This window comes from Eubacterium sp. ER2, assembly GCF_000765215.1.
GTDB lineage: Bacteria > Bacillota > Clostridia > Lachnospirales > Lachnospiraceae > Claveliimonas > Claveliimonas intestinigallinarum.
The window spans coordinates 1-23,009 of sequence record NZ_JPJE01000048.1 but is presented as its reverse complement, the minus strand read 5'-3'; the positions used below and the strand labels follow the sequence as shown (position 1 = coordinate 23,009).

The window sequence follows — 23,009 nt, the reverse complement described above, 5'->3', positions numbered from 1 at the left end:
TCCTTTATTTGTTCTGTATGCCTTTTACTTTACACGCTGGCGCAGGTACAGTCAAGTGCGGGCTTGTCCGTCTTACTCCTCAAACAGGGGCGTGGAGAGATATCTCTCCCCTGTGTCCGGGAGCAGGGCAACAATAGTCTTTCCCGCAAATCTGTCCTCTTTTGCAAGCTTCAGCGCGGCGTGAAGAGCTGCGCCGGAGGTGATGCCTACCAGCACGCCCTGTTTTCTTGCCAGCAGTCTGGCCGCCTCATAGGCATCCCGGGTCTCCATCCGGATGACCTCGTCGTACACCTCGGTGTCCAGGATCTCCGGTACAAACCCGGCTCCGATCCCCTGCAGTCCGTGCGGGCCCGGCTTTCCGCCGGAGAGCACCGGGGAGTCGGCAGGCTCCACAGCCACCACATGGATAGCCGGATTTTTTTCCTTCAGAAATCTGCCGGTGCCCGTGATGGTTCCTCCTGTGCCCACGCCGGCCACAAACACATCCACCTTCCCTTCTGTGTCCTCCCAGATCTCCGGGCCGGTTGTCTCCATGTGGGCTCTGGGGTTGGCGGAATTGACAAACTGTCCAAGGACAATGGCTCCCTCTGTCTGCCGGGCCAGCTCATCGGCTTTTGCAATGGCTCCGGACATTCCCTTGGCTCCCTCTGTCAGCACAATCTGAGCCCCGTAGCTTGCAAGCAGCTTTCTCCTCTCCACGCTCATGGTCTCCGGCATGGTGAAGACGACCTTATAGCCCCGGGAGGCCCCCACAGAGGCCAGGCCAATGCCGGTATTTCCGCTTGTGGGCTCTATGATGGTGTCCCCCGGATGGAGGAGTCCTCTCTCCTCCGCGTCCAGGATCATAAAGAGGGCGGCCCTGTCCTTCACACTCCCGGCCGGGTTAAAAAGCTCCAGCTTCACAAGCACCCTGGCCTTCAGGCCCTCCTCCCTCTCAATCTTTTCCAGCTCCAGGAGGGGGGTCCCTCCAATCATTTCCTCAACCTTCTTATAAATATGTCCCATGATGTTCTCCTCTCGTCTTGTTGTTTTTGCTATGATGTTTTCTCAGATCGGATCTATTCTTTTCCGTTAAAGCAGTAGGTACATACCTTACACGGCTCTATGCCGATGGAGGCCAATAGATCGTCCAGGCGGTGGTACCGCAGGGTGGTGAAATTCTGCTCCTTCCGGATCGCCTCGATCATCTGCGCGTAGCGGCAGGAATCCGGATCGGTGTACTCCTCCAGTACCTCCTCCGGACAGTTCTCCCCCTCCTTCTCGCGGATGACTCTCCTGGTGATCAGCTCCAGCTCTGATTTGGTCCGGGAGAAATTCAGATATTTGCAGCCGTACACAAGGGGCGGGCAGGCGGGACGCACATGCACCTCCTTTGCGCCGCTCTTGTACAGGAATTCCGTTGTCTCCCGAAGCTGGGTCCCCCTGACGATGGAGTCATCGATAAGGAGCAGCTTCTTGTCCTCGATCAGCTCCCGCACCGGTATAAGCTTCATCCGTGCGATGAGATTTCTCTGGCTCTGGTTCTGAGGCATAAAGGACCGGGGCCATGTGGGCGTGTACTTGATAAAAGGACGGGCGTAGGGGATGCCGGACTCATTGGAGTAGCCGATGGCGTGGGCCACGCCGGAGTCGGGCACGCCGGCCACAATATCCGGCTGGACAGAGCCGTTGTCCCGCTTTGCCAGCATGCTTCCGCATCTGTATCTCATAGCCTCCACATTGACTCCCTCGTAGGAGGATGTGGGGTATCCATAGTATACCCACAAAAAGGAGCAGATTTTCATCTTATCCCCCGGAGGCAGGACTGTCTCCACTCCCTCCGGCGTGATGTAGGCGATCTCTCCGGGGCCCAGCTCCCTGCAGTCGGTGTATCCCAGGTTGATGTAGGCAAAGCTCTCAAAGGAGACGCAGTAGGCCCCCTCCTTCTGGCCGATCACAAGGGGCGTCCTCCCCATGATATCCCTCGCCGCGTAGATGCCCTCCTTTGTCATGACCAGCATGGTCAGAGAGCCGTCTATGGTCTCCTGAGCATAGCGGATCCCCTCCGTGAAGGATCCCTTTCTGCAGATCAGGGACGCCACCAGCTCCGTGGCATTGATGAGGCCGCCGCTCATCTCCTGGAAATGGGAATGCCCCTCGTTGTAAGCCTTCTCCAGGATCGCGTCCAGGTTGTTGATCTTGCCCACCGTGGCGATGGCAAAGCTGCCCAGATGGGACTGTATGAGCAGAGGCTGCGGCTCGTAGTCCGAGATGCAGCCAATGCCCAGATTTCCCTTCATCTCCTCCACATCCCGCTCAAACTTTGTGCGAAACGGAGCGTTCTCTATATTGTGGATGGCCCGGCAGAAGCCGTCCTCCCCGTGGGCGGCCATGCCGCCTCTCCTTGTCCCCAGATGGGAGTGGTAATCCACCCCGTAAAAAAGTTCCAGCATACAGTCCTTCCTGGACGCCACACCGAAAAGTCCTCCCATGTACTTTTCCTCCTGTTCAACAATAGTTTATCCAATACAGTTACTTTAATAGATACTTTTCCATTATAAATGATTTGCCCTCTATATACAAGCTGAATTGTACAGCTGAATATCTATTTTATGAGAATTTTCTGTATATTTCTGTCATATCGATTGACTTTTTTCATGATTTATGCTACGCTGTCAGAGTAAATTTACAGACAATTCTGTAGATTTATGAACCTTTTATTTTTTATTTCATTTATATGGAGGTAGCATATGAACAAAGGTACTGTAAAGTGGTTCAACAATCAGAAGGGCTATGGCTTCATCTCTGACGAAGAGGGCAACGACATCTTCGTCCACTACTCCGGACTTCTGATGGATGGTTTCAAATCCCTCGAAGAAGGCCAGGCCGTAGAATTTGAGGTGACGGAAGGCACAAAAGGACCGCAGGCTGTCAATGTTGTCAAGCTGTAACTGAAAAAGCATTAATCGGAATAAGATGTACCTTTTATTTATATAAACGGCAATTTCATTTAGATATTTAAAAGCAATACATGCGAATGCGATTAGACACACTGCGCCAGGCGCAAAAGCAAAACGCTGCCCGGGCCGCCGGATTTCCTATCCGGCCTGCCCGGGCAGCGTTTTGCTGTCTGTCATCCTCTGACTACTCGTCCGTGTCCTCCTCCTCGATCAGGCGGAGGCCCGCCGTGTCTGTCACCGGGAGGGAGAACACGATGGCCTTTGCCTTTGTCTCCATTCCCGCCTTCTCCATGACAGCCCGCATAATAGCATTTTTATTCTCCGTCTTTGTGACGATCAGCACCAGCTCCTTCTCAGAGACAATGGATACGCCCAGAAACTTTTCAGCCCTCTTCATGCCGGTTCCCTTTGCGTGAAGGACCGTGCCTCCCGCCGCCCCGGCGCTCCTGGCTGCGTCCATCACCATCTCATTGTAGCCCTGATTTGCGATCACAACTAAAAGTTCATGCGCTGTATCCTTCAATGTCGTCTCCTCACCTTTCTCAAAATTCTGGTTTTCCAGTAAAAACAGCAGCTCTCTCTTGCCTCCGATGCTGCTCACAGGCACGATAAAGGCGATGCCTGTCCCCGGCACATCGATCTGGAACTTCTGTCTGAGTCCTCTTTTCAGCGTTCTCCAGACTGTGTCCGTGACAACGCAAAGAGAAACCGTCTTCTCCGCGTCCTCAAGCCCCAGGTAGTCCAGCACCTCGCTGTTTGCCGTGCCTCTGCCCAGGGTAACGATCTGGGCGTCCGCGTTCTTCTCCTTATAGAACTCCAGAAAGGACGCGGCGTCTTTCCTGTCGGTGATGGTCACCATCATATATACTTCGCTCATACTTCCATCCTTCCCTATAATTCAATGATCGCGTCATCCGCATAGGCATCCAGGGATACGACCTGGCCGGCTGCCGCGGCGGCATCGGCGCGTTTTTCCTGCAGTTTGTAGATCAGCCCAATCACCTGTATGGTGATGAGGGGAGTCATGGCCACCATAGCCACCACGCCAAAGGCATCCGCCACAATGTCTCCCCCCACGGAGAGGCAGGCCCCGGTGGCAAAGGGCAGAAGGAAGGTGGCTGTCATAGGGCCGGAGGCCACTCCGCCCGAGTCAAAGGCAACCGCCGTAAAGATCTTCGGCACAAAGAAGGACAGAAGAATCGCCGCCACATAGCCGGGCACCAGCAAATAGAAAATTGAAATGCCCGTCAGCACCCGCAGCATGGCAAGTCCCACGGATACAGCCACACTGATGGAAAGTCCGGTCTTCATGACCTTTCCCTCGATAGCCCCGTCTGTCAGCTCCTCCACCTGCTTTGTCAGCACGTACACAGCGGGCTCTGCCATGACGATAAAGTAGCCGATCACCATGCCGATGGGAATGATGATCCACCGGTAGGGCAGCGCCGCGATCATCTGGCCCAGATAATTTCCCGCAGGCATAAATCCCACGTTCACGCCTGTCAAAAACAGCACCAGGCCAATGTACGTATAGAAAAGTCCCACTAAGATCTTGATCAGGGGACGCTTCTTCAGTTTCAGTGAAAAAAACTGGAATAATCCGAAAAATACAACGATCGGCAGAAGTGAAACCGCGATCTCTCCAAAATATTCCGGAAGCGCGTGTAAAAACAGCTGTCCCAGCTCTACAGAGTTCTCCACCTCCGTGATGGAAGACATGCTGTAGGCTCCGCCGTCTGTCTCAAAGATCAGCCCCAGTATGAGCACAGCCAGAATGGGCCCGATGGAACAAAGGGCTACCAGTCCAAAGCTGTCGTCCGCCGCGTGCCGGTCGCTTCGGATGGCGGCAATACCGATACCGAGAGCCATGATAAAGGGTACGGTCATAGGTCCTGTGGTCACTCCCCCCGAGTCAAAGGCAACGGCCAGGAAGGATTTCGGTGTCAGCGCGGCCAGCGCAAACACGATCACGTAGAAGAATACAAGCATGCGCGACAGCGGAATGCCAAACAGCATACGCAGAAGCGCTACAACGAGGAAGATCCCCACCCCGGTGGCAACGGCCAGGATGATCACCATGTTGGGGACCGCCGGAACCTGTTCCGCCAGAACCTGCAGATCCGGTTCCGACACGGTGATGATAAAGCCAAGGACAAAGCCAAGGATAACCATCACCCACAGCTTCCTGGAGCGGGTCATGCTGCTTCCCACCCGCTCTCCCATGGGAGTCATGGCCATCTCAGCTCCCAGGGTAAAAAACATCATTCCGATCACCAGCATCACGGCTCCGATAATATATTCCAGCATAATGCCAGGCGAGATGGGAACGATGGTAAAACACAGCGCCAGCACGATAATGATGATCGGGAGTACTGCGCTGACAGCCTCTTTCAGCTTTTCCTTCAGTCTTTCTTTCAATTCGATTTTATAGTGTCCTGTTTCTGTGTAAGATGTACTGCCTCTGCTCAAAAATCGTCTCCTTTCTTTTGCTGTGTCAAATTGCTAACTTTATTAGTAATTATACATGGAAAAGGCAGCCCTGTCAAATCCAACCGGGCTGCCCGCAGCGCTCCCGCGCCTTTTTACGCTGACTATACAGTATTTTCTATACTCTCTTTTGTCCGCTCAGGGTTTCCGCCGCCCGGACTACATGCTGGGCCAGCACGGAAGTGGTGACGCTCCCCACGCCCCTGGGCACGGGACTGATAAAGGATGCCTTGGGCTCTACCGCCTCAAAGTCCACGTCCCCGCACAGGTTTCCCTCCGGGTCCATGTTGATGCCCACATCCACTACGACGGCGCCCTCCCCTGCCATGGAAGCGCCCACCATTTTCGCCTTTCCCGCAGCGGCCACCAGTATCTCCGCATCCCGGCACGTCGCGGCAAGGTCTGCTGTCCTGGTGTGACAGATGGTGACTGTGGCATGCCGACCAAGGAGCAGCATAGCCAGAGGCTTGCCCACCACCATGCTCCTTCCGATGACAGTCACCTTCTTCCCCTTCGGGTCAATGCCGTAATGGTCCAGCATCTCCATCACCGCCTCCGGCGTGCAGGGCGCATAGCCGCTGGCATCCCCGGAAAAGATCTTCGCTATGTTGACAGGGCTCATACAGTCCACGTCCTTGACCGGATCGATGATCCGCGTCAGAGGCTCCTCGTCCAGGTGTCTGGGAAGAGGCCGCAGCACAAGAATTCCGTGCACGGATGAGTCCCTGTTCAGCGACTTTAGCGACTCCTCCAGCTCTCTCTGGGAGACATCCTCCGGAAGCTCCACCACCTGGCAGCCGATGCCTGTCAGCTCCATTCTCTTTTTGGCTCCCCTCTCATAGGAGAGGTCGTCCGGCCTTGCCCCTACCCGCAGGATCGCCAGCTTCGGCTCTGTTCCTCTCTCCTTCAGCGCTTCTGTCCTCTGTATCAGGCGCTCCTTCATGGCCTTGGCCACTTCGGTTCCCAGCATCACTGTTCCCATCTTTTTGTCCCTCCTGTGTTGTAATCTGCATGTTGTATTACCGCTTTATTTTACACTCTGAAGCACCTGGCTGTAAATACGCTCTTTCTTCTCCCGCCCCTCTGCGATCATCCGGTCAGCCCGGGCGTTCAGCTCCTCCGCCTGGCTTCGGTCCTTCATAAGGCGGGTGTTGATAAAGACATTTAAGGAGGCACCCTCCAGGGCCGCCTGGGCGAAGAGGATGCCCACCCCCACGTCGCTTAGGGCCAGCCTGCTGCCCTTCTCCCCCAGCGTCTCCAGCAGATCCATGGAGGAGAGCACGGTCTCCATGATCTCCATGGGGACCACGCTGGCCTCATAGAGGGCAGACTCCATGATCTTCTCCCTGGCCGCCTTCTCCTCCTCTGTGTTTTTCGGGAGACCGTAGGCCCTGGACAGGGGCTCAAAGGCCTGGGCATCCCGGTCTGTCAGTGTGACCAGCCTGTCCCGCAGCCTCTCCAGCTCCTCCCGGGCCGCCAGGATCTCCTCCTCCACTGCCGCGTATTTCTTTTTCCCCACAGTCAGGTTTGCCACCATCATGCCAAGGGCAGCCCCGAAGGCTCCCACAGCCGCGGAGGCTCCCCCTCCCCCGGGCACGGGGGCTTTGGAAGACAGCTCCTCAAGAAACTTTGTAGTCTTCATCTCCAGCATCATCATTATCCTTCTCCTTCTCTTTTTGTCTCTGTCTATCTCTTCTTTCTGGGCATCACATGGATGGCTCCGCCCTCCAGCTCCTCCAGGGCCTCCGCCACACCCTCGTTGTAGGTGGGATGGGGACGCATGGCCCTGAGCACCTGGGAGGCAGTCAGATGGTTGGAGATGGCACTGACAAACTCACCGATCATGTCAGTGGCCCGGCCGCACATCATCTGAGCGCCCAGTATCTCCTCTGTCTCTTCGTGGACAACCACCTTGATAAATCCTCTCTCCTCCTTTGAGATGAGGGATTTCCCGTTGGCGCTCATGATAAATTTTCCTGTCCGCACAGGAATTCCCTGCGCTTTGGCGGTCTCCTCGTCCAGCCCCGCCGAGGCGATCTCCGGCTCCGTGTACACGCAGCCCGGCACAACGGACAGATCCACGGAGGGTTCCTGCCCCGCCAGCAGCTCCGCCAGAACCATGCCCTGTGCGCTGGCAGCGTGGGCCAGCTGGGCACCCGGGATCATATCCCCGATGGCGTAGACGCCGGGAATGCTTGTGGCAAACTTCTCGTCCACAAGGATACGGCCCCGCTCCATGTCCGGAACCGCGCCCTCCCCGAAAAGTCCCTCTGAGGCGGGCCGCCTCCCCACGGCGCAGAGCACATACTGTCCGGAGACAGTCTGCTCCTTTTCCTTCTCCTCAAACCGGCAGACAAGCCCCCCTGGCTCCTCCTCCACAGACCGGACCGCCGCCCCGGTGTGGATATCCACTCCTCTCTTCTTCAGGACCATTTTTAAATTCTGGGAGATTTCCTTATCCATGTTCGGCACCAGCCGGGGCATGGCCTCCAGGATCGTCACCTTACATCCAAGAGAGGAGTAGATGGTGGCGAACTCCACGCTGATGACCCCTCCCCCGATGATGACCAGGCTCTCCGGCACCTCCCGCAGCCGGAAGAGCTCGTCGCTTGTCAGAACGCCCGGCAGATCCATGCCCGGGATAGGCAGGATAACAGGCCTGGAGCCGGCCGCCAGCACCACATGCTCCGCCTGGTACACCTGCCTTTCCCCGTCCTTCTCCACTTCCACCTGTCTTCCCGGCAGGAGCTTTCCTCTGCCCTCCAGACAGGTCACTGCGTTGGCCTTAAAGAGCTGCTCCACTCCCTGCACCAGCTGATCTGTAGTCTCCTCCTTGTAGGCCAGTATCCTGTCAAAGTCATAGCTGACTTCCTCTGCCTTTATCCCGAACCGCTCAGCCTGGCGGATCTCCCGGTAGAGCCCGGAGGCGTGGAGCATGGCCTTGGCGGGAATACAGCCCCGGTTCAGGCAGGTGCCGCCTGCCCGGCTCTCCTCCACGACAGCCGTCTTAAGTCCCAGCTTGGCGGCCTTGATGGCGCACACATAGCCCCCCGGGCCTGCGCCTATGATGATCAGATCAAATCTTTCTTCCATTTTCCTGTTCTCCTCTTGTTTTCCTATATATCCGCCGAAGCGATCCACTGGATGACATCCCGCAGCATCTCTGTCTCAGCCGGGTCAGCCGGATGGAACAGGCCCAGCTGCCGGCAGAGCTCCTCCCTGCTGTACCTGGCATGCTTCAGACAGGCGGGCAGAGCCAGGATAAAATCCGGCCTGAGTGCGTCGGAATAGACCGCCGCGTCTGTCACCTTCCCCTGGTCCACCTTGAGCTCCAGAGAAAGGCTCCCCCAGGAAAACCGGTGGGACAGCTCAAACTGGAACTCCAGACTGCGGCCGAATTTCCACTCCCAGGACGCAAAGCGCTCCTCGTCGGCCTTCAGCCTCTCCCCGTCCAGCTCCTCCTCTGTCAGGGGAGTGCTCCTCCGGCCGTACACCTCCTCAAAGGCCTGCCGCAGGGCCGCCTTCAGCCTTTCTATCGTCAGATCCGGGACAAATTCTCTCAGGTTCACCACCCTGGAACGGACAGAGTCCACCCCCTTGGACTTCAGCTTCTCCCTGTTCACCGTGAGATAGTTCCCCAGCACCTCCTTGTCCACGTCCACCATCAGCGTGCCGTGATGATAACAGTGATCCCCCTGCTCGTAGTAGGCGTTCCCTGAGAACTTCCGCCCGTCTGCCAGAAGGTCGTTCCTCCCCGACCGGACGGCCGGGATGCCCAGGGCTTTGACTGCCCGCAGGATCACCTCGGTCTGCTTTTCCACACTGTAGTTTTTCTTTCTCACCAGAAAGGTAAAATTCAGGTTTCCCAGATCGTGGTAGACAGCGCCGCCTCCGGAGAGGCGGCGGGCCACATACCCGCCGTCCTCTTCGAGGCGGCTCACCTTACACTCTTTCCAGGCGTTCTGGTTCCTCCCGATGACGACAGTCCTCTGGTTCTGCCAGAGATACAGGATGCACTCCCTCTCCCCGCAGGTCTCCAGAAGATATTTTTCCACAGCCAGATTGTGGTAGGGCACAAACTGCCTGCTCTCCGTGTATCTGATTGTATCGATCATGCTTCTCCCTCTGCTCCGAAATCATAGGTGAGGACCGGATGTCTGGCCGCCTCCACCTCGTCCAGCCTTGTGACCGGCGTGGTGACAGGCGCCGCGTGCAGCTTCTCCGGATCTGTCTTTGCCATCTCATACAGGCTGCGGAACACCTGGATGGCGTCGTCCAGCGTCTCCTTTGACTCGGTCTCCGTGGGCTCCACCATGAGGGCCTCCTCCACGATCAGCGGGAAGTACATGGTTGGCGGATGGATGCCGTTGTCCAGAAGTCCCTTGGCAATATCCATAGCCGAGATACCGGTCTCCTTCTTCAGATCCGCAAGGCTCATGACAAACTCGTGCATACAGGTCTCATCATAGGCCATGGTGTACAGATCCTTCAGGGCACATCTCATGTAATTGGCGTTCAGCACCGCGTTCTGGCTGGCCTCCTTAATGCCCTCTCTGCCCAGAGTGAGGATGTAGGTGAGAGCCTTCACCACAACAAGGAAATTGCCGTAGAAGCTCTTCATCTCTCCTATGCTCCGGGACGGCTTTTCAAACCGGTAGGGGGCCTCCCCCGTCACGAGCACGGAGGGAAGGAAGTCTGCCAGCAGCTCCCTGCATCCCACCGGGCCGCTCCCCGGGCCGCCGCCGCCGTGGGGCGTGGAAAAGGTCTTATGAAGGTTCAGGTGAACCACGTCAAAGCCCATATCACCTGGCCGCACTGTGCCCATGACCGCGTTCAGATTCGCCCCGTCATAATAGCACAGTCCGCCGCACTTGTGTACGATATCTGTGATCTCCAGGATATTTTTGTCAAACAGGCCCACTGTGTTGGGGTTGGTCAGCATCAGGCCCGCCACATCGTCCCCGGCTGCCTCCCGCAGCTTCTCAATGTCCACGCAGCCCTCTGCGTTGGACGGAATAGTCACCACCGAGTAGCCTGCCATGGCCGCGCTGGCCGGGTTGGTGCCGTGGGCAGAGTCGGGGACGAGGATCTTGGTCCTTTTGCTGTCCTTTCTGCTCTCGTGGTAGGCCTTGATGAGGAGAAGCCCGGTAAATTCACCGTGAGCCCCCGCCGCGGGCTGGAAGGTCATGCGGTCCATACCGGTGATCTCACACAGGTATTTCTCCGCCAGGTGCAGCACCTCCATGCATCCCTGCACCGTGTCCTCTCCCTGGAGAGGATGGATATCGGCAAATCCGGGAAGGGAGGCCACCGCCTCGTTGATCCTGGGATTGTATTTCATTGTACAGGAGCCCAGGGGATAAAAGCCGTCATTGACCCCGTGGGTCTTCCTCGCAAGCTCCGTGTAGTGCCGGGATATCTCCACCTCGGACAGGGCGGGCAGATGGAGCTTCTTCTCCCGTCTGTCTCCCTCCGGCAGGCCCACTGTCTCCACATCGCAGGGAGGAAGCTCAAGGCATCCTCTGCCCGGTCTGCTCTTTTCAAATACTAACATGCCTTACACCTCCTTCAGGATGCGGACTGCCTCGTCCATCTCTTCTTTTGTGTTCATCTCCGTGCAGCACCAGAGGATCCGGTGATCGTCCAGGGGAAGTCCCCCCAGGATTCCATGCCCCTCCAGCGCCTGCAGCGCCCGGCCGGACTCCTTTTCTGACACGGTCACGAACTCGTGGAAAAACTCGCCCCTGTTCTCCAGCTCAAAGCCGGCCTCTCCCAGCCTTTTTGCAAAGTAGTGGGCCTTGGACATACAGGAGGAGGCGGCTCTTTCGAGCCCCACGTTTCCCATGGCTGTCAGGTAGACGCCCACCGCCAGGGCGCAGAGAGCCTGATTGGAACAGATGTTGCTGGACGCCTTCTCCCTGCGGATGTGCTGCTCTCTGGCCTGGAGAGTCAGCACGTAGCCGGTCTTTCCGTTCCGGTCCTTCGTCTGTCCCACGATCCTGCCAGGCAGCTTGCGCATCATGGCTCTGGTGGCAGCCATAAAGCCCAGGTAGGGTCCTCCGAAGGCGAGAGGAAGCCCCAGGGGCTGTCCCTCTCCCACCGCTACATCGGCCCCGTACTCGGCCGGCGTCTTCATAATTCCAAGGGAAATAGGGTTCACGCTCATAATGAATTTGCCCCCTACCTGGTGGACCGCCTCCCCGATCTCCTCTGCAGGCTCCAGGTTTCCGTAATAGTTAGGGTGCTGAATGAGAACGCAGGCGGTCTCCCCCGCCAGCCGTTCCTTCAGCCACTCCACATCCGTCACGCCGTCCTTTTCCGGTATCACCTCCAGCTCCATCCCGTTTCCAAAGCAGTAGGTCTTTACCGTCTCCAGCGTGTAGGGGAGAACGGCGGCAGATATGTAGGCTTTGCCTCGCTTCCTCTCCCTGCACATGGCCACTCCCTCTGCCGCGGCTGAGGCGCCGTCATAGACAGAGGCGTTGGACACGTCCATCCCGGTCAGGTCGCAGATCATGGTCTGATACTCAAAGATAGACTGGAGAATTCCCTGGCTGATCTCCGCCTGATAAGGGGTGTAGGCAGTCTGGAGATTTTCCTTGGATGTCACGCTGCCCACCACGGCCGGGATATAGTGGCGGTAGGCCCCCGCTCCCCGGAAAATGGTGGGGAACACTTTATTTTTTGCAGCAATGGACTGCATCTTTCTCTTTACTTCCAGCTCAGAAAGCCCTGCAGGTATGTTCAGTCCGCCCTTCAGCTTCACCTCCTCCGGGATATCCCGGAACAGGTCGTCCATGGACTCATAGCCGGCGGCCTCAAGCATTGCCTGCCGTTCCTCCTGGGTGTTCGGCACATAGCTTCCCATATATTTTCCTCCTTCTGTTTTTCTCCTTTGCCCGTATGCCCTTATGCGTCCTTCTCGCTCTCCACAAACGCCTCATACTCCGCCGCTGTCAGCAGCTCCTCCCGGTCAGAAATATCCTTGACTCTGACAAACCAGGCATCGTAGGGCGCCTCATTGATGGACTCCGGCGCGTCCAGAAGCTCCTCGTTCACAGCGCTCACCACGCCGGTCACAGGGGAGTACACATCTGACACGGCCTTGACAGACTCCACATCCGCGAAGCTCTCCCCGGTAGTTACCTCGTCGCCCTCCTCCGGGAGATTGACGAACACAAGATCCCCCAGCTCAGACTGGGCGTAGTCTGTCAGTCCGATGAGGACCTCCTCGCCCTCCTCTTTTACCCACTCGTGTGATTTTGAATACAGCAGTCCCTCTCTTAATTCCATGATCTTTTCTCCTTTCACTCTCTATGCTCTGTTTGTTTCTCCTGTTGCTCTCTTTATATCTCTGTTATCCTACTTACTTCTCTTGTAAAACGGAAGGGGTACGATCTGGGCCTCCACCCGGCGTCCTCTCACGTCTGCCTCCACCTTTGTCCCCGGCTCGGTACAGTCCGCGTCCACCAGGGCCATGGCCACCGGGCAGCCCAGATAGGGACAGTGGGTCCCGGATGTAGTGTGGCCGATAAGCCGGTCGCCCAGGTACACATCCTGATGTTCTCTTATGATGCCCCGGCCGGTCACCTTCAGTCCAATGCGCTTTCTCGCCGGTTCTCCCTTCTCCTCAAGAGCCTTCTTCCCGATAAAGTCCTCCTTTGTCATCTTCACAGCAAATCCCAGGCCGGCCTCAAGTGGTGTCACCTGTTCGTCCATCTCGTGGCCGTAGAGGGGCATAGCTGCCTCCATCCGGAGAGTGTCTCTGGCTCCCAGTCCGCAGGGGATGAGTCCCTCCTCCTTCCCGGCCTCGAGAAGAGCGTCCCACATCTCCTGGGCCCTTGCGCTGTCCAGGTAGATCTCCACCCCGTCCTCGCCTGTGTAACCGGTCTTTGAGATGATACAGGGAATACCCGCGGCCTCCGTGTCAAACACAGCGTGATAGTATTTCTTCGGGATATTTTCCTCCGGGGCGAGCTTGCGCAGGATCTCCATGGCCTTCGGGCCCTGAAGAGCCAGCTGGGCGTACTGGTCTGACACATCCGTGAATGTCACTTCCCCGAACTGATGGTCCAGCATCCACTGGTAATCCTTGTCCTTGTTGGCCGCATTGACTACAATGAAATAATCCTCATCGCCCTTTTTGTATACGATCAGATCATCCACCGTGCCCCCCTGCTCATTGCACATGGGGCTGTATCTGGCCTGACCGTCCGTCAGGTTGTCAAAATTGTTGGTCAGCATCATCTGCAGGTTGGCCAGGGCGTCCTTCCCCTGACAGAGGATCTCTCCCATGTGGGACACGTCAAAGAGACCCGCCTGGGTGCGCACTGCCATGTGCTCCTTGATCACTCCTTCCTTGTACTGTACCGGGAGAAGGTATCCCCCAAAGGGCACGATCTTTCCGCCCGCCTTCACATGCGCCTCATAGAGCGGTGTTTTCAATTCCATTCCTACTTTTCCTCCTTTGCCGGACTTACATTTAAGAGACAGATAAAATAAAACAGGGAGAGACTGTCCCCTTCATTTGAAATCAGTCTCTCCCTGTCTGTTCATCCAGAGCCTCGTCCGAACCCAATACCTTTGCCTGAGAGTTTCAAGTGTCCCCTTGCCCCTTCGGCGCTGCCTCAGATATATGTGACAGTCTCTCTTGGATCCTTCACCCGATCATTTGTCTCATTAAATCTGGCTCTATTATAACCGCCCGTGAATTTTCTGTCAACAATTGTTTTTTATTTGACATTTCGTACAATTGTCTATTTTTTCACAACTCTGCAGTTTTTTACACGTTAGCCCGGTATGCCTCGTCTGCAGTATACACATCAAAGCCGCTTCCCTTCAGGATGTCGATCACTCTTCCCGGCTCGTCGCTTTTCAGCACTGCCGCCGCGTCGCTTCCATTGGCAAAGGCGTACATGTACTCGATATTGACCTCTCCCTCCACAAGCTGGTGCATAGCCTTGGAAAGCGAGCCCGTGGCGTGAGGCACCCGCAGGGCCACCACGTCCGTGAGCATGGCCGTGATCCCCTCCTCCTTCAGGACCATCCGTCCCTTGTGGGGGTCCGATACGATCATCCGGAGCATACCATACTCGGAGGTGTCCGCCAGACTGAGGGCCACGATATTCACGCCGCCCTTTGCCAGCGCTGCCAGCACCTCGTCCAGACGTCCCTCCCTGTTCTCCAGAAATACGGATAACTGCTGTACTGTATTACTAATTCCCATGATATTCCCCTCCTTCTTACATCTGCCTGTTGTCGATGACGCGCTTGGCCTTGCCTTCGCTTCTCTGGATGGTCTTCGGCTCTACCAGCTTCACGCGGACAGATACGCCGAGCGCCTGCTTCAGCACAGCCGCCACCTTGTTCTTCAGCTCGTCCAGCTTGCGGATCTCGTCGGAGAAATATCTCTCGTCCACTTCCACCATGACCGTGAGCACATCCATATTGTTCTCCCTGTCCACGATCATCAGATAGTGGGGCGCCACGCCTCCGCCCATGGACAGCAGGGCCGTCTCCACCTGGGTCGGGAATACATTCACGCCGCGGATGACCTTCATGTCGTCGGTGCGTCCTGTGAACTTGTGGATCCTCACGAGCGTTCTCCCACACTTGCAGGTGCCGTGGGTCATACTCGTCAGGTCCTTTGTGCGGTAGCGGATCAGGGGCATTCCTTCCTTGGATAGGGTTGTGAACACCAGCTCTCCCGTCTCTCCGTCCGCGCAGGGCTCGTAGGTCGCAGGATTGATCAGCTCCGGATAGAAATGGTCCTCGTATACATGGAGTCCCTCGTGGTGGATGCAGTCCAGGGCAACGCCCGGTCCTGTCACCTCACAGAGGCCGTAAATATCAAAGCAGTTGATATGGAGGATATCTTCAATCTTTCTGCGCATCTCCTCCGTCCAGGGCTCCGCACCGTGGATGCCCGCCTTCAGCTGCATGCGGTCCACAAGCCCTGCCTCCTGGATGGACTCGGCCAGGTAGAGGGCGTAGGACGGGGTGCAGGCGAAGGCTGTGGCTCCGAAATCCTCCATGCACATCATCTGTCTCTGGGTATTCCCCGCAGACATGGGAATGGCCATAGCTCCCAGCTGCATAGCGCCATAGTCGAGCCCCATACCTCCCGTGAAAAGCCCGTACCCGTAACAGATGTGGATGCGGTCCTCGCTTGTAAGGCCGGCCATAGTGAGGGCCCTGGCCACGCACTCACCCCACACCTCCACGTCATACTTTGTGTAGGAGGCCAGTGTCAGCTTGCCTGTCGTGCCGGATGTTCCCTGTACCCGGGCGATCTTCTCCTGGGGCACTGCCAGCAGACCGAAAGGATAGTTGTCTCTTAAGTCCTCCTTTGTGGTGAAGGGCAGCTTTCCTATATCCTCAATCCCCCGGATATCGCCGGGCTCCACACCTTTTTGCTGCATTTTTCTCCGGTAGAAGGGTACGTTCTCATACACTCTCTTTACCTGCTTAACAAGCTTTTCACTCTGCAGGGCGCTCATCTCGTCCCTGCTCATACACTCGATCTTCGGATCCCTGATCCTCTCCTGCCAATTTTCTAATGATACTCCTGCCATTTTCTTTTACTCCTATTCTTGATACTTTTGGTGCGGCCAGGCCTACAGGTCTGACTCGTCTACCATCTTCACACCTGCATCCTTAAGAATGGAAGCTGCTTTCTCATAATCGTCGGTGCTGAAAACCAGAACCGGAGCGCGTCCTTCGCGGATTACAAATGAATAGATGTAGCGCACGTTTATGCTGTTTTCTGCAAGTACTGCCAACATCTGATTGAGATTGCCCTTTTTGTCCTCCAGCTCTGCGCCGATGACATCATTCACTCTGACGACAAATCCCCTCTCAGTGAGATAACCCTTCGCCTCTGTTGGCTTATCTACTACGAGACGAAGGATCCCAAACTCCGGAGTATCAAAAGACGCGACGGCCCGGATGTTGATGTGTGCTTCTGTGAGCTTGGATGTAACCTCCATCAGGCTGCCCGGCTTATTCTCCACGAAAACTGATAGCTGCTTGATCATGTGACACCTCCTTTTTTCTGGTCCTTAAAATCTATATCATCTTGCAGTAAGGTGATATCCTGTGTCAAATGCCTTCCTGTTGATATCTATTGTCTTTGGCGGCACTGTATTTTCAATGACCCTGTACCAGTCCTCCTTGCTGAAATCCATGTGCTGCGCCGCCACGCCCAGCACGATCATGTTGAACACCTTTGGATTGCCCAGCCTCTTGGACTCCTCCGTGGCGTTGACCGCGTACACCTTGTGGGTCTTCCCCAGCTCCTCCAGGATGCCCTCCGGATAGCTGGCGCTGCCGATCACGACAGGCATGGGGTCTATCCTCCAGTCATTGACTACAAGGGCCCCGTCCTTTTTGAGGAAATGGGCGTACCGCATGGCCTCCAGTCTCTCGAAGGCGATGATCACGTCCGCCTGCCCTTCCTCCACGATGGGCTCCGCCACCTTGTCTCCGTAGCGCACAAAGGTGACAACGCTTCCGCCCCTCTGGGCCATACCGTGCACCTCGGACAGCTTCACGTCATAGCCCCCGGCGATGGCCAGCCCTCCCAGGACACGGCTGGTGAGCAGGGTCCCCTGGCCGCCCACGCCTACGATCATAATATTTTTTACTGCCATTATCTGTCACCTTCCTTTACCAGTTCGATCGCCCCGAATTTGCACAGCGACTGACACAGTCCGCATCCGGTGCACATCGTATCGTCAATATGGATGGTTCCGTCTTCGTTTCTCGTCATGGCCGGACATCCCGGTTTCATGCACATGCCGCACTTCTTGCATTTGTCCGCATGTACAGTGTAGAGAGGCTTCTTCGCCTTGGACAGGAGCACACAGGGGGTCTTTGTGATGATGACCGACACCTCGTCCCTTGCCACCTCTTCCCTGATGGCCTTCTCCAGAGTGTCAATGTCCAGAGCATTGATCTCCTGCACGTGCTTCACGCCCAGTGCCCGGCAAAGTCCCGGGATGTCGATGGCGTAGGTGGGGTCGCCCTGGAGCGTCTTGCCCGTGGCCGCGTGGTCCTGATGTCCTGTCATTCCGGTGGTGGAATTGTCCAGGATGATCACCGTTCCCGTGGCCTTGTTGTACATCATGTTCATGAGGGAATTGACACCTGTATGTAAAAATGTGGAGTCGCCGATGACGGCTACCCAGTTTTTAATATAGTCTTTGCCCTTCGCCTTTTCCATTCCGTGGAGAGTGGAAATGCTGGCACCCATACAGACGGTGGTGTCCACCACGCTCAGCGGCGCTACCGCTCCCAGCGTATAGCATCCGATATCGCCTGCCCCGTGTATCTTCAGCTTGTTCAGCACATAATAGACGCTGCGGTGGGGACATCCCGGGCAGAGGATAGGCGGGCGTCCCGGCACCTGGGCCGGCGCATCAAGCTGCAGGTCCTCATGGAGGATGGCTTCCCTGAGCATATTGGCGCTGTACTCGCCCTGCACGGTAAAGATCTCCTTGCCGATGGCTTTAATGCCCCAGGACTTCACCTGCTCCTCGATCACCGGATCCAGCTCCTCCACGATATAGAGCGTTTCCACCTTTGACGCAAAGTCCTCGATCAGCTTTCTCGGCAGAGGATTGACCATGCCAAGTTTCAGCACGGATGCCTCCGGCAGCACTTCTTTTACATACTGGTAGGGAATACCGCTTGTGATGACGCCGATCTTCGTATCGTTCATCTCCACCCTGTTGATGGAAAGTGTGTTGGCTGCCTCAGCCAGCTCCTCCATCCGCCTCTCGATGACCACATGGCGCCCCTTCGCGTTGCCTGGCATCATGACGTTCTTGGCCGGGTCTCTCTCGTAGGGCTTATCCGGCACTTCCTCTCTCTCACACAGCTCTACCAGCCCCTGGGAGTGGGCCAGCCGGGTAGTGGTCCGGTACACGAAGGGCCGGTCAAACTGCTCGCTCAGGTCAAAGGCCAGCTTCATGAACTCCTTTGCCTCCGCGCTGTCGGAGGGCTCCAGCACCGGCAGGTGGGCCGCCCTTGCCACCATCCTTGTGTCCTGCTCGTTCTGGGAGCTGTAAAGTCCCGGATCGTCGGCCACCACGATGACAAGGCCCCCGTTCACTCCCATGTAGGAGACGGTGTAGGCCGGGTCTGCCGCCACGTTAAAGCCCACGTGCTTCATACAGGACATAGCTCTCGTCCCCGCTATGGAGGCGCCGATAGCCACCTCTGTGGCCACCTTCTCGTTGGGAGACCACTCGCAGTACAGGTCGTCTCTGTACTGTACAAGATATTCGCTTATCTCCGTGCTCGGCGTGCCCGGGTAGGCGGCTGACACCTTCACTCCCGCCTCGTAGGCGCCTCTGGCAATGGCCTCATTGCCGAGCATGATCACTCTCTTTGACTCTGACATTTTACAGTCCATCCTTTCTCAAATCTGTCACTCTCTTTGCCTTTCCCTCAAACCGCTTCAGGGAGTAGGGAGCCACCAGCTTGATCTGGGTGGCAAGGCCCAGCTGGGACTTCAGTCCCTTCCTGATCTTCATCTCCAGCTCGCTGAGCTGCGCGTAGCTGTCAAGCAGCCTGTCGTCCACCAGCTCCACGGTGATGGTCATGACATCCAGCCGGTTCTTTCTCTCCACCAGTATCTCGTAGTGGGGTCCGATCTCCGGTATCTGGAGCAGCACCTCCTCGATCTGGGTCGGGAATACATTCACGCCTCTGATGACCAGCATGTCGTCCGCCCGGCCGGAGATGTTCTCCATGCGCACGGTCGTCCTTCCGCATCTGCAGGGCTCATACATGAGCCTTGTCATATCCCCTGTCCGGTAGCGCACAAGGGGCAGCGCCTCTTTCCCGAGACAGGTGACCACCAGCTCGCCTCTCTCTCCGGGAGGCAGCACCTCCTCTGTCTTTGGGTCGATGATCTCCGGGATAAACCAGTCCTCGTTGACATGCATGCCCACAAGCTCCTCGCACTCTCCGGCCACGCCCGGGCCGCACAGCTCGCTCATGCCGTAGTTCTGGGTGCACAGAAAGCGCTGGCCCCACACCTTGTGCATCTCATCCCGCATGGGCTCCGTCATGCCCTCGCCTCCGAAGAGACCGATGTGCACCTTCAGATCCTTCTCCGGGTCCAGGCCTCTCGCCCGTATCTCCTCCCCCAGGTGGAGCGCATAGGAGGGGGTGGCCACCAGAAGGGTCACGCCCATATCCTGCAGGAACATGATCTGCTTCTTCGTGTTTCCCGAAGACATGGGAATGACAGACGCGCCGATCTTCTCAAGACCTCCATGGAGTCCCAGGGCCCCTGTGAAGGTCCCGTATCCAAAGGAAATCTGGGCCACGTCATCGGCTGTGGCGCCGCCCATACAGGCGATGCGGGCCACGTTTTCCAGCCACATGTCCAGGTCATTCCTTGTGTATCCCACCACCGTGGGCTTTCCTGTGGTCCCTGAGCTGGCGTGGAACCTGACCAGCTCCTTCTTGTCCACGGCAAAAAGCCCCATGGGGTAGTTGTCTCTGAAATCCGCTTTGTATGTAAAGGGCAGCTTCGTCAGATCCGCCAGTGTCTTTATATCCTCCGGCTTCACCCCTGCCTCGTCCATTTTCCTGCGGTAGGGAGCAACCCTCTCATAAATATAGGGCACCGTCTCCTTCAGCTTCTTCAGCTGGATCGCTTCTATCTCGCCTCTTGGCAGGGTCTCTTCCTTCGACCAGATCATGACATTTCCTCCTTCAATTTTACGCTTCCGCGTCGTGCTTCCCTTAGTATAGCACAATACTTTCGCAAGTTAAAGCATTAATTTGCGAAAAATTTAAAATCCCCCGCCCGAAAGGCCCCTGCTGATTTCTCTTTTCGTTTTAAGAAAATAATACTCCAAAGAGTGTTGAAATACAACTGACTCTCCGGAGTATTATTTAAGCAAGCGTCTACAGACTCCCGGCGCTCTCCTCGAGCTGGCGCACAGCCTCCCGGATCTCCGCGAGCTGCTCCTCTGTCACCTTGTCCAGGCGGCACTTCATAGTCAGCTTGTTCAGTCTGTTCACGTCACCCTTCACCTGCTTTTTCGTCCCTCTGTCCAGGTCTTTTTTCTTCTCCTTCAGCTTCCGCTCTGTCTCCGCCATCAGCTTCCGGGCCTCTCCCAGGATCTCCACCGCGTCCTTTCTCGTCTGATCCTGCCCGGCGTAATCCCGGGCGTCCCGGATGGCCTGCTGGATCTCATCCTAGGACATGCTGTCGTTGGAGGTAATGGTGATGGACTGCTGCTTCCCTGTGTCCAGATCCCGGGCAGACACCTTCAGAATGCCGTTGGCGTCAATGTCAAAGGAGACCTCGATCTGGGGCACGCCGGCGGGAGCCGCCTTGATACCCTTCAGCCTGAATTTGCCGATGGTCTTGTTGTCCCTGGCCATGGGGCGCTCCCCCTGGAGCACATGGATATCCACGGAGCGCTGGTAGGGAACCGCTGTTGTGAACACCCTGGAATACCGGGTGGGAAGGGTCGTGTTCCTCTCTATCAGGCGGGTGGCCACGCCGCCCACAGTCTCAATGGACAGACTCAGAGGGGTCATGTCCAGAAGGAGCAGGCTCTTGCCTGTTCCTGCCGCCACCAGACTGTTCCCTTCCAGGGTGCTTCCCAGGATGGCCGCTCCTTTCGCCACGCACTCGTCCGGGTTGATGTTCCTGGAGGGCTCTTTTTCCGTCAGCAGCCGCTCCTTCTCCTGGACAGCCGGAATTCTCGTGGAGCCTCCCACCAAGAGGACTCTCCCAAGCTCCGCCGGGGCGATGCCCGCATCGCTGAGGGCGCCGCGCACTGGCCGGGCCGTGCGCTCAATGAGGTCTCCTATGAGCTCCTGGAGCTGTCCTCTTGTGAGGGTCAGATCCATGTGCAGCATCTCCCCTCTGTGCTGGGTCAGATATGGGAGCGTGATGTGGGCGCTCTCCGACGCGGACAGCTCCTTTTTGGCCTGCTCCGCCGCGTCCTTCACCCGCTGCATGGCCCCGAAGTCGCGGGACAGGTCTGCCCCTGTCTCCTCCTTAAAGCGCCTCACCAGCCACTGGCTGATCCTCTCATCAAAGTCATCGCCGCCCAGGTCATACACCATCACCTTCTGGGGCTCCCCGTGGTTCAGCCCGTAGGACATGGCCGCGCTTGTGGGCTCGTTGATGATGCGCTTTACGTTCAGGCCGGCGATCCGTCCCGCGTCCTTGGTGGCCTGCCTCTGGATATTGTTGAAGTAGACGGGCACTGTAATGACCGCCTCTGTCACCGGCTCCCCCAGAAATTTCTCCGCGTCCTCCTTCAGCTGCATCAGCACCATGGCGCTGATGGTCTGCGCCTTGTAGTCCGTCCCGTCAATGCGCACGCTCCACTCGGTTCCCATGTGGCGCTTCACAGAGCTGATGGTCCGGTCCGGGTTTGTCACGGCCTGCCGCCTGGCAGCCTCTCCTACCAGCCGCTCACCCTTCTTTGTAAAAGCCACTACGCTGGGAGTCGTCATGCTGCTGCCACACGCCCCTGTACAGGATATGCCGCATGAGGGCAGCGTCCTGGATAAGGGGAAGCTTCTCAAATATCCTCATGGCGTTCCCCAGAGGGATCTCCATGAGTTCCCTCATGTCCTCCGGCTTTCTTCTCATATAGAACAGAGGATTGTAATTTCCCTTTTTCTCATCCTTTTCATAATCCATGGCCGCGTCCATCAGATAGATGAACCTGCCGATCTCGCAGCCAAAGGTCCGCAGGCTGTCGCTCCAGAAATCCTCCCCGCAGACAAAGAGCTCTGACAGCATCTGCCCGGAGCAGTTGATGGCCCTGTCAAACTCCCGGGCCGCCTTCTTCTCCACCGCTTCCAGACCAGCCGTCCCCTCAGCCACAGCCCTCCACTGCCTGGGATACCGCATTTTCAGCTCCTCACACTTTTTTTCAAGGGACCGGGCATACCAGCGCTGAACGCGCTTTCCCTCGTCCTCCCAGTCGTCCCGGCATTTATAATAGGACAAAATAATGGTCATATCCGCCGCATAATCTGTAAATCTGTTCCTCGTCTCCTCCCTCCCACCGAGAGGATGGACGCTGCACCGGAACCTCCCGCTCCTCTCCTCCGGCTCATAGAGGGAAGACAGAAGGAGGATGAGAAAGGCCATATCGTAGGACAGACACATCCGCTCCATCTGCCCGTACCTCTCCTTTAGGCTCCTGCACAGTCCACAGTAAATACTCTGATACTGCTTCTGCTGATCCTCATCCAGATTTTCTTTTATACATCCGATATATCCGAACATAGATTTCTTCGATCCTTTCCGCCGGCAGACAGCTTGCCGGCCACAGCCATGACAAGCCCTCGCCCATCGTTTTCCAAGGATTACTTGGTACATTTTCCCGGCCGTTTCAACAAAACCCCAAAAAAGTTAATAGATTTCACAGTCTTTTTATTTTTCTCCTGCTCCCGCTCCACAAAAAGAGACATAAAAAAGACATCCCCACAGGGATGTCTCAGACTGTAGACAAAGGTGGTGCTGGAGCCCTAGCTCCAGCACCACTCTTTTTGCCAAAATGCCAACTCCCATATTTTCTTATAAAGGAT

General features: G+C 56.7%; 22 protein-coding genes and 1 riboswitch. Of the genes, 1 reads left to right on the top strand and 21 read right to left on the bottom strand.

The genetic code is table 11. The features are described 5' to 3' along the window. Positions 1-72 precede the first annotated feature (72 nt). Together cysK and NI21_RS0114575 are read right to left on the bottom strand one after the other, a co-directional pair. Positions 73-1,005 (bottom strand): cysteine synthase A, encoded by a 933-nt coding sequence (gene cysK, locus NI21_RS0114580; RefSeq protein ID WP_033126942.1) that lies wholly within the window; start codon positions 1,003-1,005, stop codon positions 73-75. Positions 1,006-1,058: 53 nt separating this feature from the next. Next, a complete protein-coding gene (locus NI21_RS0114575) occupies positions 1,059-2,471 on the bottom strand; it encodes an amidophosphoribosyltransferase (RefSeq protein WP_033126941.1) in 1,413 nt (470 codons plus the stop codon). A 258-nt stretch (positions 2,472-2,729) separates the two neighbouring features. On the opposite strand from NI21_RS0114575, the gene NI21_RS0114570 reads away from it, so the two are divergent. After that, entirely contained in the window at positions 2,730-2,930 is a 201-nt protein-coding gene (locus tag NI21_RS0114570; RefSeq protein WP_033126940.1) for a cold-shock protein, read from the top strand. Between the two features lie 193 nt (positions 2,931-3,123). Here the strand turns inward: NI21_RS0114570 and NI21_RS0114565 are convergent, their stop codons facing one another. The 19 genes from NI21_RS0114565 to NI21_RS0114480 all read right to left on the bottom strand — a co-directional run bounded on the left by NI21_RS0114565 (position 3,124) and on the right by NI21_RS0114480 (position 22,707). After that, positions 3,124-3,816, bottom strand: a complete 693-nt coding sequence (locus NI21_RS0114565) for a P-II family nitrogen regulator (RefSeq protein ID WP_033126939.1) — start codon at positions 3,814-3,816, stop codon at positions 3,124-3,126. A gap of 14 nt (positions 3,817-3,830) precedes the next feature. Further along, positions 3,831-5,408, bottom strand: coding sequence for a DUF1538 domain-containing protein (locus NI21_RS0114560; RefSeq protein WP_207742322.1), 1,578 nt, complete (start codon positions 5,406-5,408; stop codon positions 3,831-3,833). Between the two features lie 136 nt (positions 5,409-5,544). Beyond that, on the bottom strand, positions 5,545-6,408 hold the full coding sequence (locus NI21_RS0114555; protein WP_033126938.1) for a bifunctional 5,10-methylenetetrahydrofolate dehydrogenase/5,10-methenyltetrahydrofolate cyclohydrolase: 864 nt from the start codon (positions 6,406-6,408) through the stop codon (positions 5,545-5,547). 45 nt (positions 6,409-6,453) lie between these two features. Beyond that, positions 6,454-7,083 carry a cyclodeaminase/cyclohydrolase family protein gene (locus NI21_RS0114550; protein WP_330635954.1) on the bottom strand — a complete coding sequence of 210 codons (630 nt, stop codon included), beginning with the start codon at positions 7,081-7,083 and terminating at the stop codon, positions 6,454-6,456. Between the two features lie 29 nt (positions 7,084-7,112). Further along, positions 7,113-8,519, bottom strand: coding sequence for a dihydrolipoyl dehydrogenase (lpdA, locus tag NI21_RS0114545; RefSeq protein ID WP_033126937.1), 1,407 nt, complete (start codon positions 8,517-8,519; stop codon positions 7,113-7,115). Between the two features lie 23 nt (positions 8,520-8,542). Further along, positions 8,543-9,541, bottom strand: a complete 999-nt coding sequence (locus tag NI21_RS0114540; RefSeq protein WP_033126936.1) for a lipoate--protein ligase — start codon at positions 9,539-9,541, stop codon at positions 8,543-8,545. Beyond that, a complete protein-coding gene (gene gcvPB / locus NI21_RS0114535) occupies positions 9,538-10,980 on the bottom strand; it encodes an aminomethyl-transferring glycine dehydrogenase subunit GcvPB (RefSeq protein WP_033126935.1) in 1,443 nt (480 codons plus the stop codon). Before gcvPB ends, NI21_RS0114540 begins: the two co-directional genes overlap by 4 nt. A gap of 3 nt (positions 10,981-10,983) precedes the next feature. Continuing rightward, entirely contained in the window at positions 10,984-12,294 is a 1,311-nt protein-coding gene (gcvPA, locus tag NI21_RS0114530; protein ID WP_033126934.1) for an aminomethyl-transferring glycine dehydrogenase subunit GcvPA, read from the bottom strand. 41 nt (positions 12,295-12,335) lie between these two features. Then, positions 12,336-12,719 (bottom strand): glycine cleavage system protein GcvH, encoded by a 384-nt coding sequence (gcvH, locus tag NI21_RS0114525; RefSeq protein WP_033126933.1) that lies wholly within the window; start codon positions 12,717-12,719, stop codon positions 12,336-12,338. Between the two features lie 69 nt (positions 12,720-12,788). Continuing rightward, positions 12,789-13,877: a glycine cleavage system aminomethyltransferase GcvT gene (gene gcvT, locus NI21_RS0114520; protein ID WP_033126932.1), complete on the bottom strand. Its 1,089-nt coding sequence runs from the start codon at positions 13,875-13,877 to the stop codon at positions 12,789-12,791. 114 nt (positions 13,878-13,991) lie between these two features. Next, positions 13,992-14,089, bottom strand: a riboswitch (glycine riboswitch). 119 nt (positions 14,090-14,208) lie between these two features. Then, the gene (locus NI21_RS0114515; protein ID WP_033126931.1) at positions 14,209-14,652 is read right to left on the bottom strand and encodes an amino acid-binding protein; all 444 of its coding nucleotides are present in this window, start codon (positions 14,650-14,652) and stop codon (positions 14,209-14,211) included. A gap of 16 nt (positions 14,653-14,668) precedes the next feature. Then, positions 14,669-16,000: a phenylacetate--CoA ligase family protein gene (locus NI21_RS0114510; protein WP_033126930.1), complete on the bottom strand. Its 1,332-nt coding sequence runs from the start codon at positions 15,998-16,000 to the stop codon at positions 14,669-14,671. Between the two features lie 42 nt (positions 16,001-16,042). Then, positions 16,043-16,462, bottom strand: coding sequence for an ACT domain-containing protein (locus NI21_RS0114505; protein ID WP_033126929.1), 420 nt, complete (start codon positions 16,460-16,462; stop codon positions 16,043-16,045). A gap of 36 nt (positions 16,463-16,498) precedes the next feature. After that, positions 16,499-17,077: an indolepyruvate oxidoreductase subunit beta gene (locus NI21_RS0114500; protein WP_033126928.1), complete on the bottom strand. Its 579-nt coding sequence runs from the start codon at positions 17,075-17,077 to the stop codon at positions 16,499-16,501. Beyond that, complete coding sequence (gene iorA / locus NI21_RS0114495) at positions 17,077-18,831, bottom strand: indolepyruvate ferredoxin oxidoreductase subunit alpha (RefSeq protein WP_033126927.1); 1,755 nt, start codon at positions 18,829-18,831, stop codon at positions 17,077-17,079. Before iorA ends, NI21_RS0114500 begins: the two co-directional genes overlap by 1 nt. A 1-nt stretch (position 18,832) precedes the next feature. Beyond that, complete coding sequence (locus NI21_RS0114490; protein ID WP_033126926.1) at positions 18,833-20,143, bottom strand: phenylacetate--CoA ligase family protein; 1,311 nt, start codon at positions 20,141-20,143, stop codon at positions 18,833-18,835. A 208-nt stretch (positions 20,144-20,351) separates the two neighbouring features. After that, on the bottom strand, positions 20,352-20,576 hold the full coding sequence (locus NI21_RS17140; RefSeq protein ID WP_052084180.1) for a hypothetical protein: 225 nt from the start codon (positions 20,574-20,576) through the stop codon (positions 20,352-20,354). 69 nt (positions 20,577-20,645) lie between these two features. Continuing rightward, positions 20,646-21,923 (bottom strand): Hsp70 family protein, encoded by a 1,278-nt coding sequence (locus tag NI21_RS15935; RefSeq protein WP_242842877.1) that lies wholly within the window; start codon positions 21,921-21,923, stop codon positions 20,646-20,648. After that, a complete protein-coding gene (locus tag NI21_RS0114480; protein WP_033126925.1) occupies positions 21,883-22,707 on the bottom strand; it encodes a DUF5685 family protein in 825 nt (274 codons plus the stop codon). The genes NI21_RS15935 and NI21_RS0114480 overlap by 41 nt, the downstream gene beginning before the upstream one ends. Between the last annotated feature and the right edge of the window lie 302 nt (positions 22,708-23,009).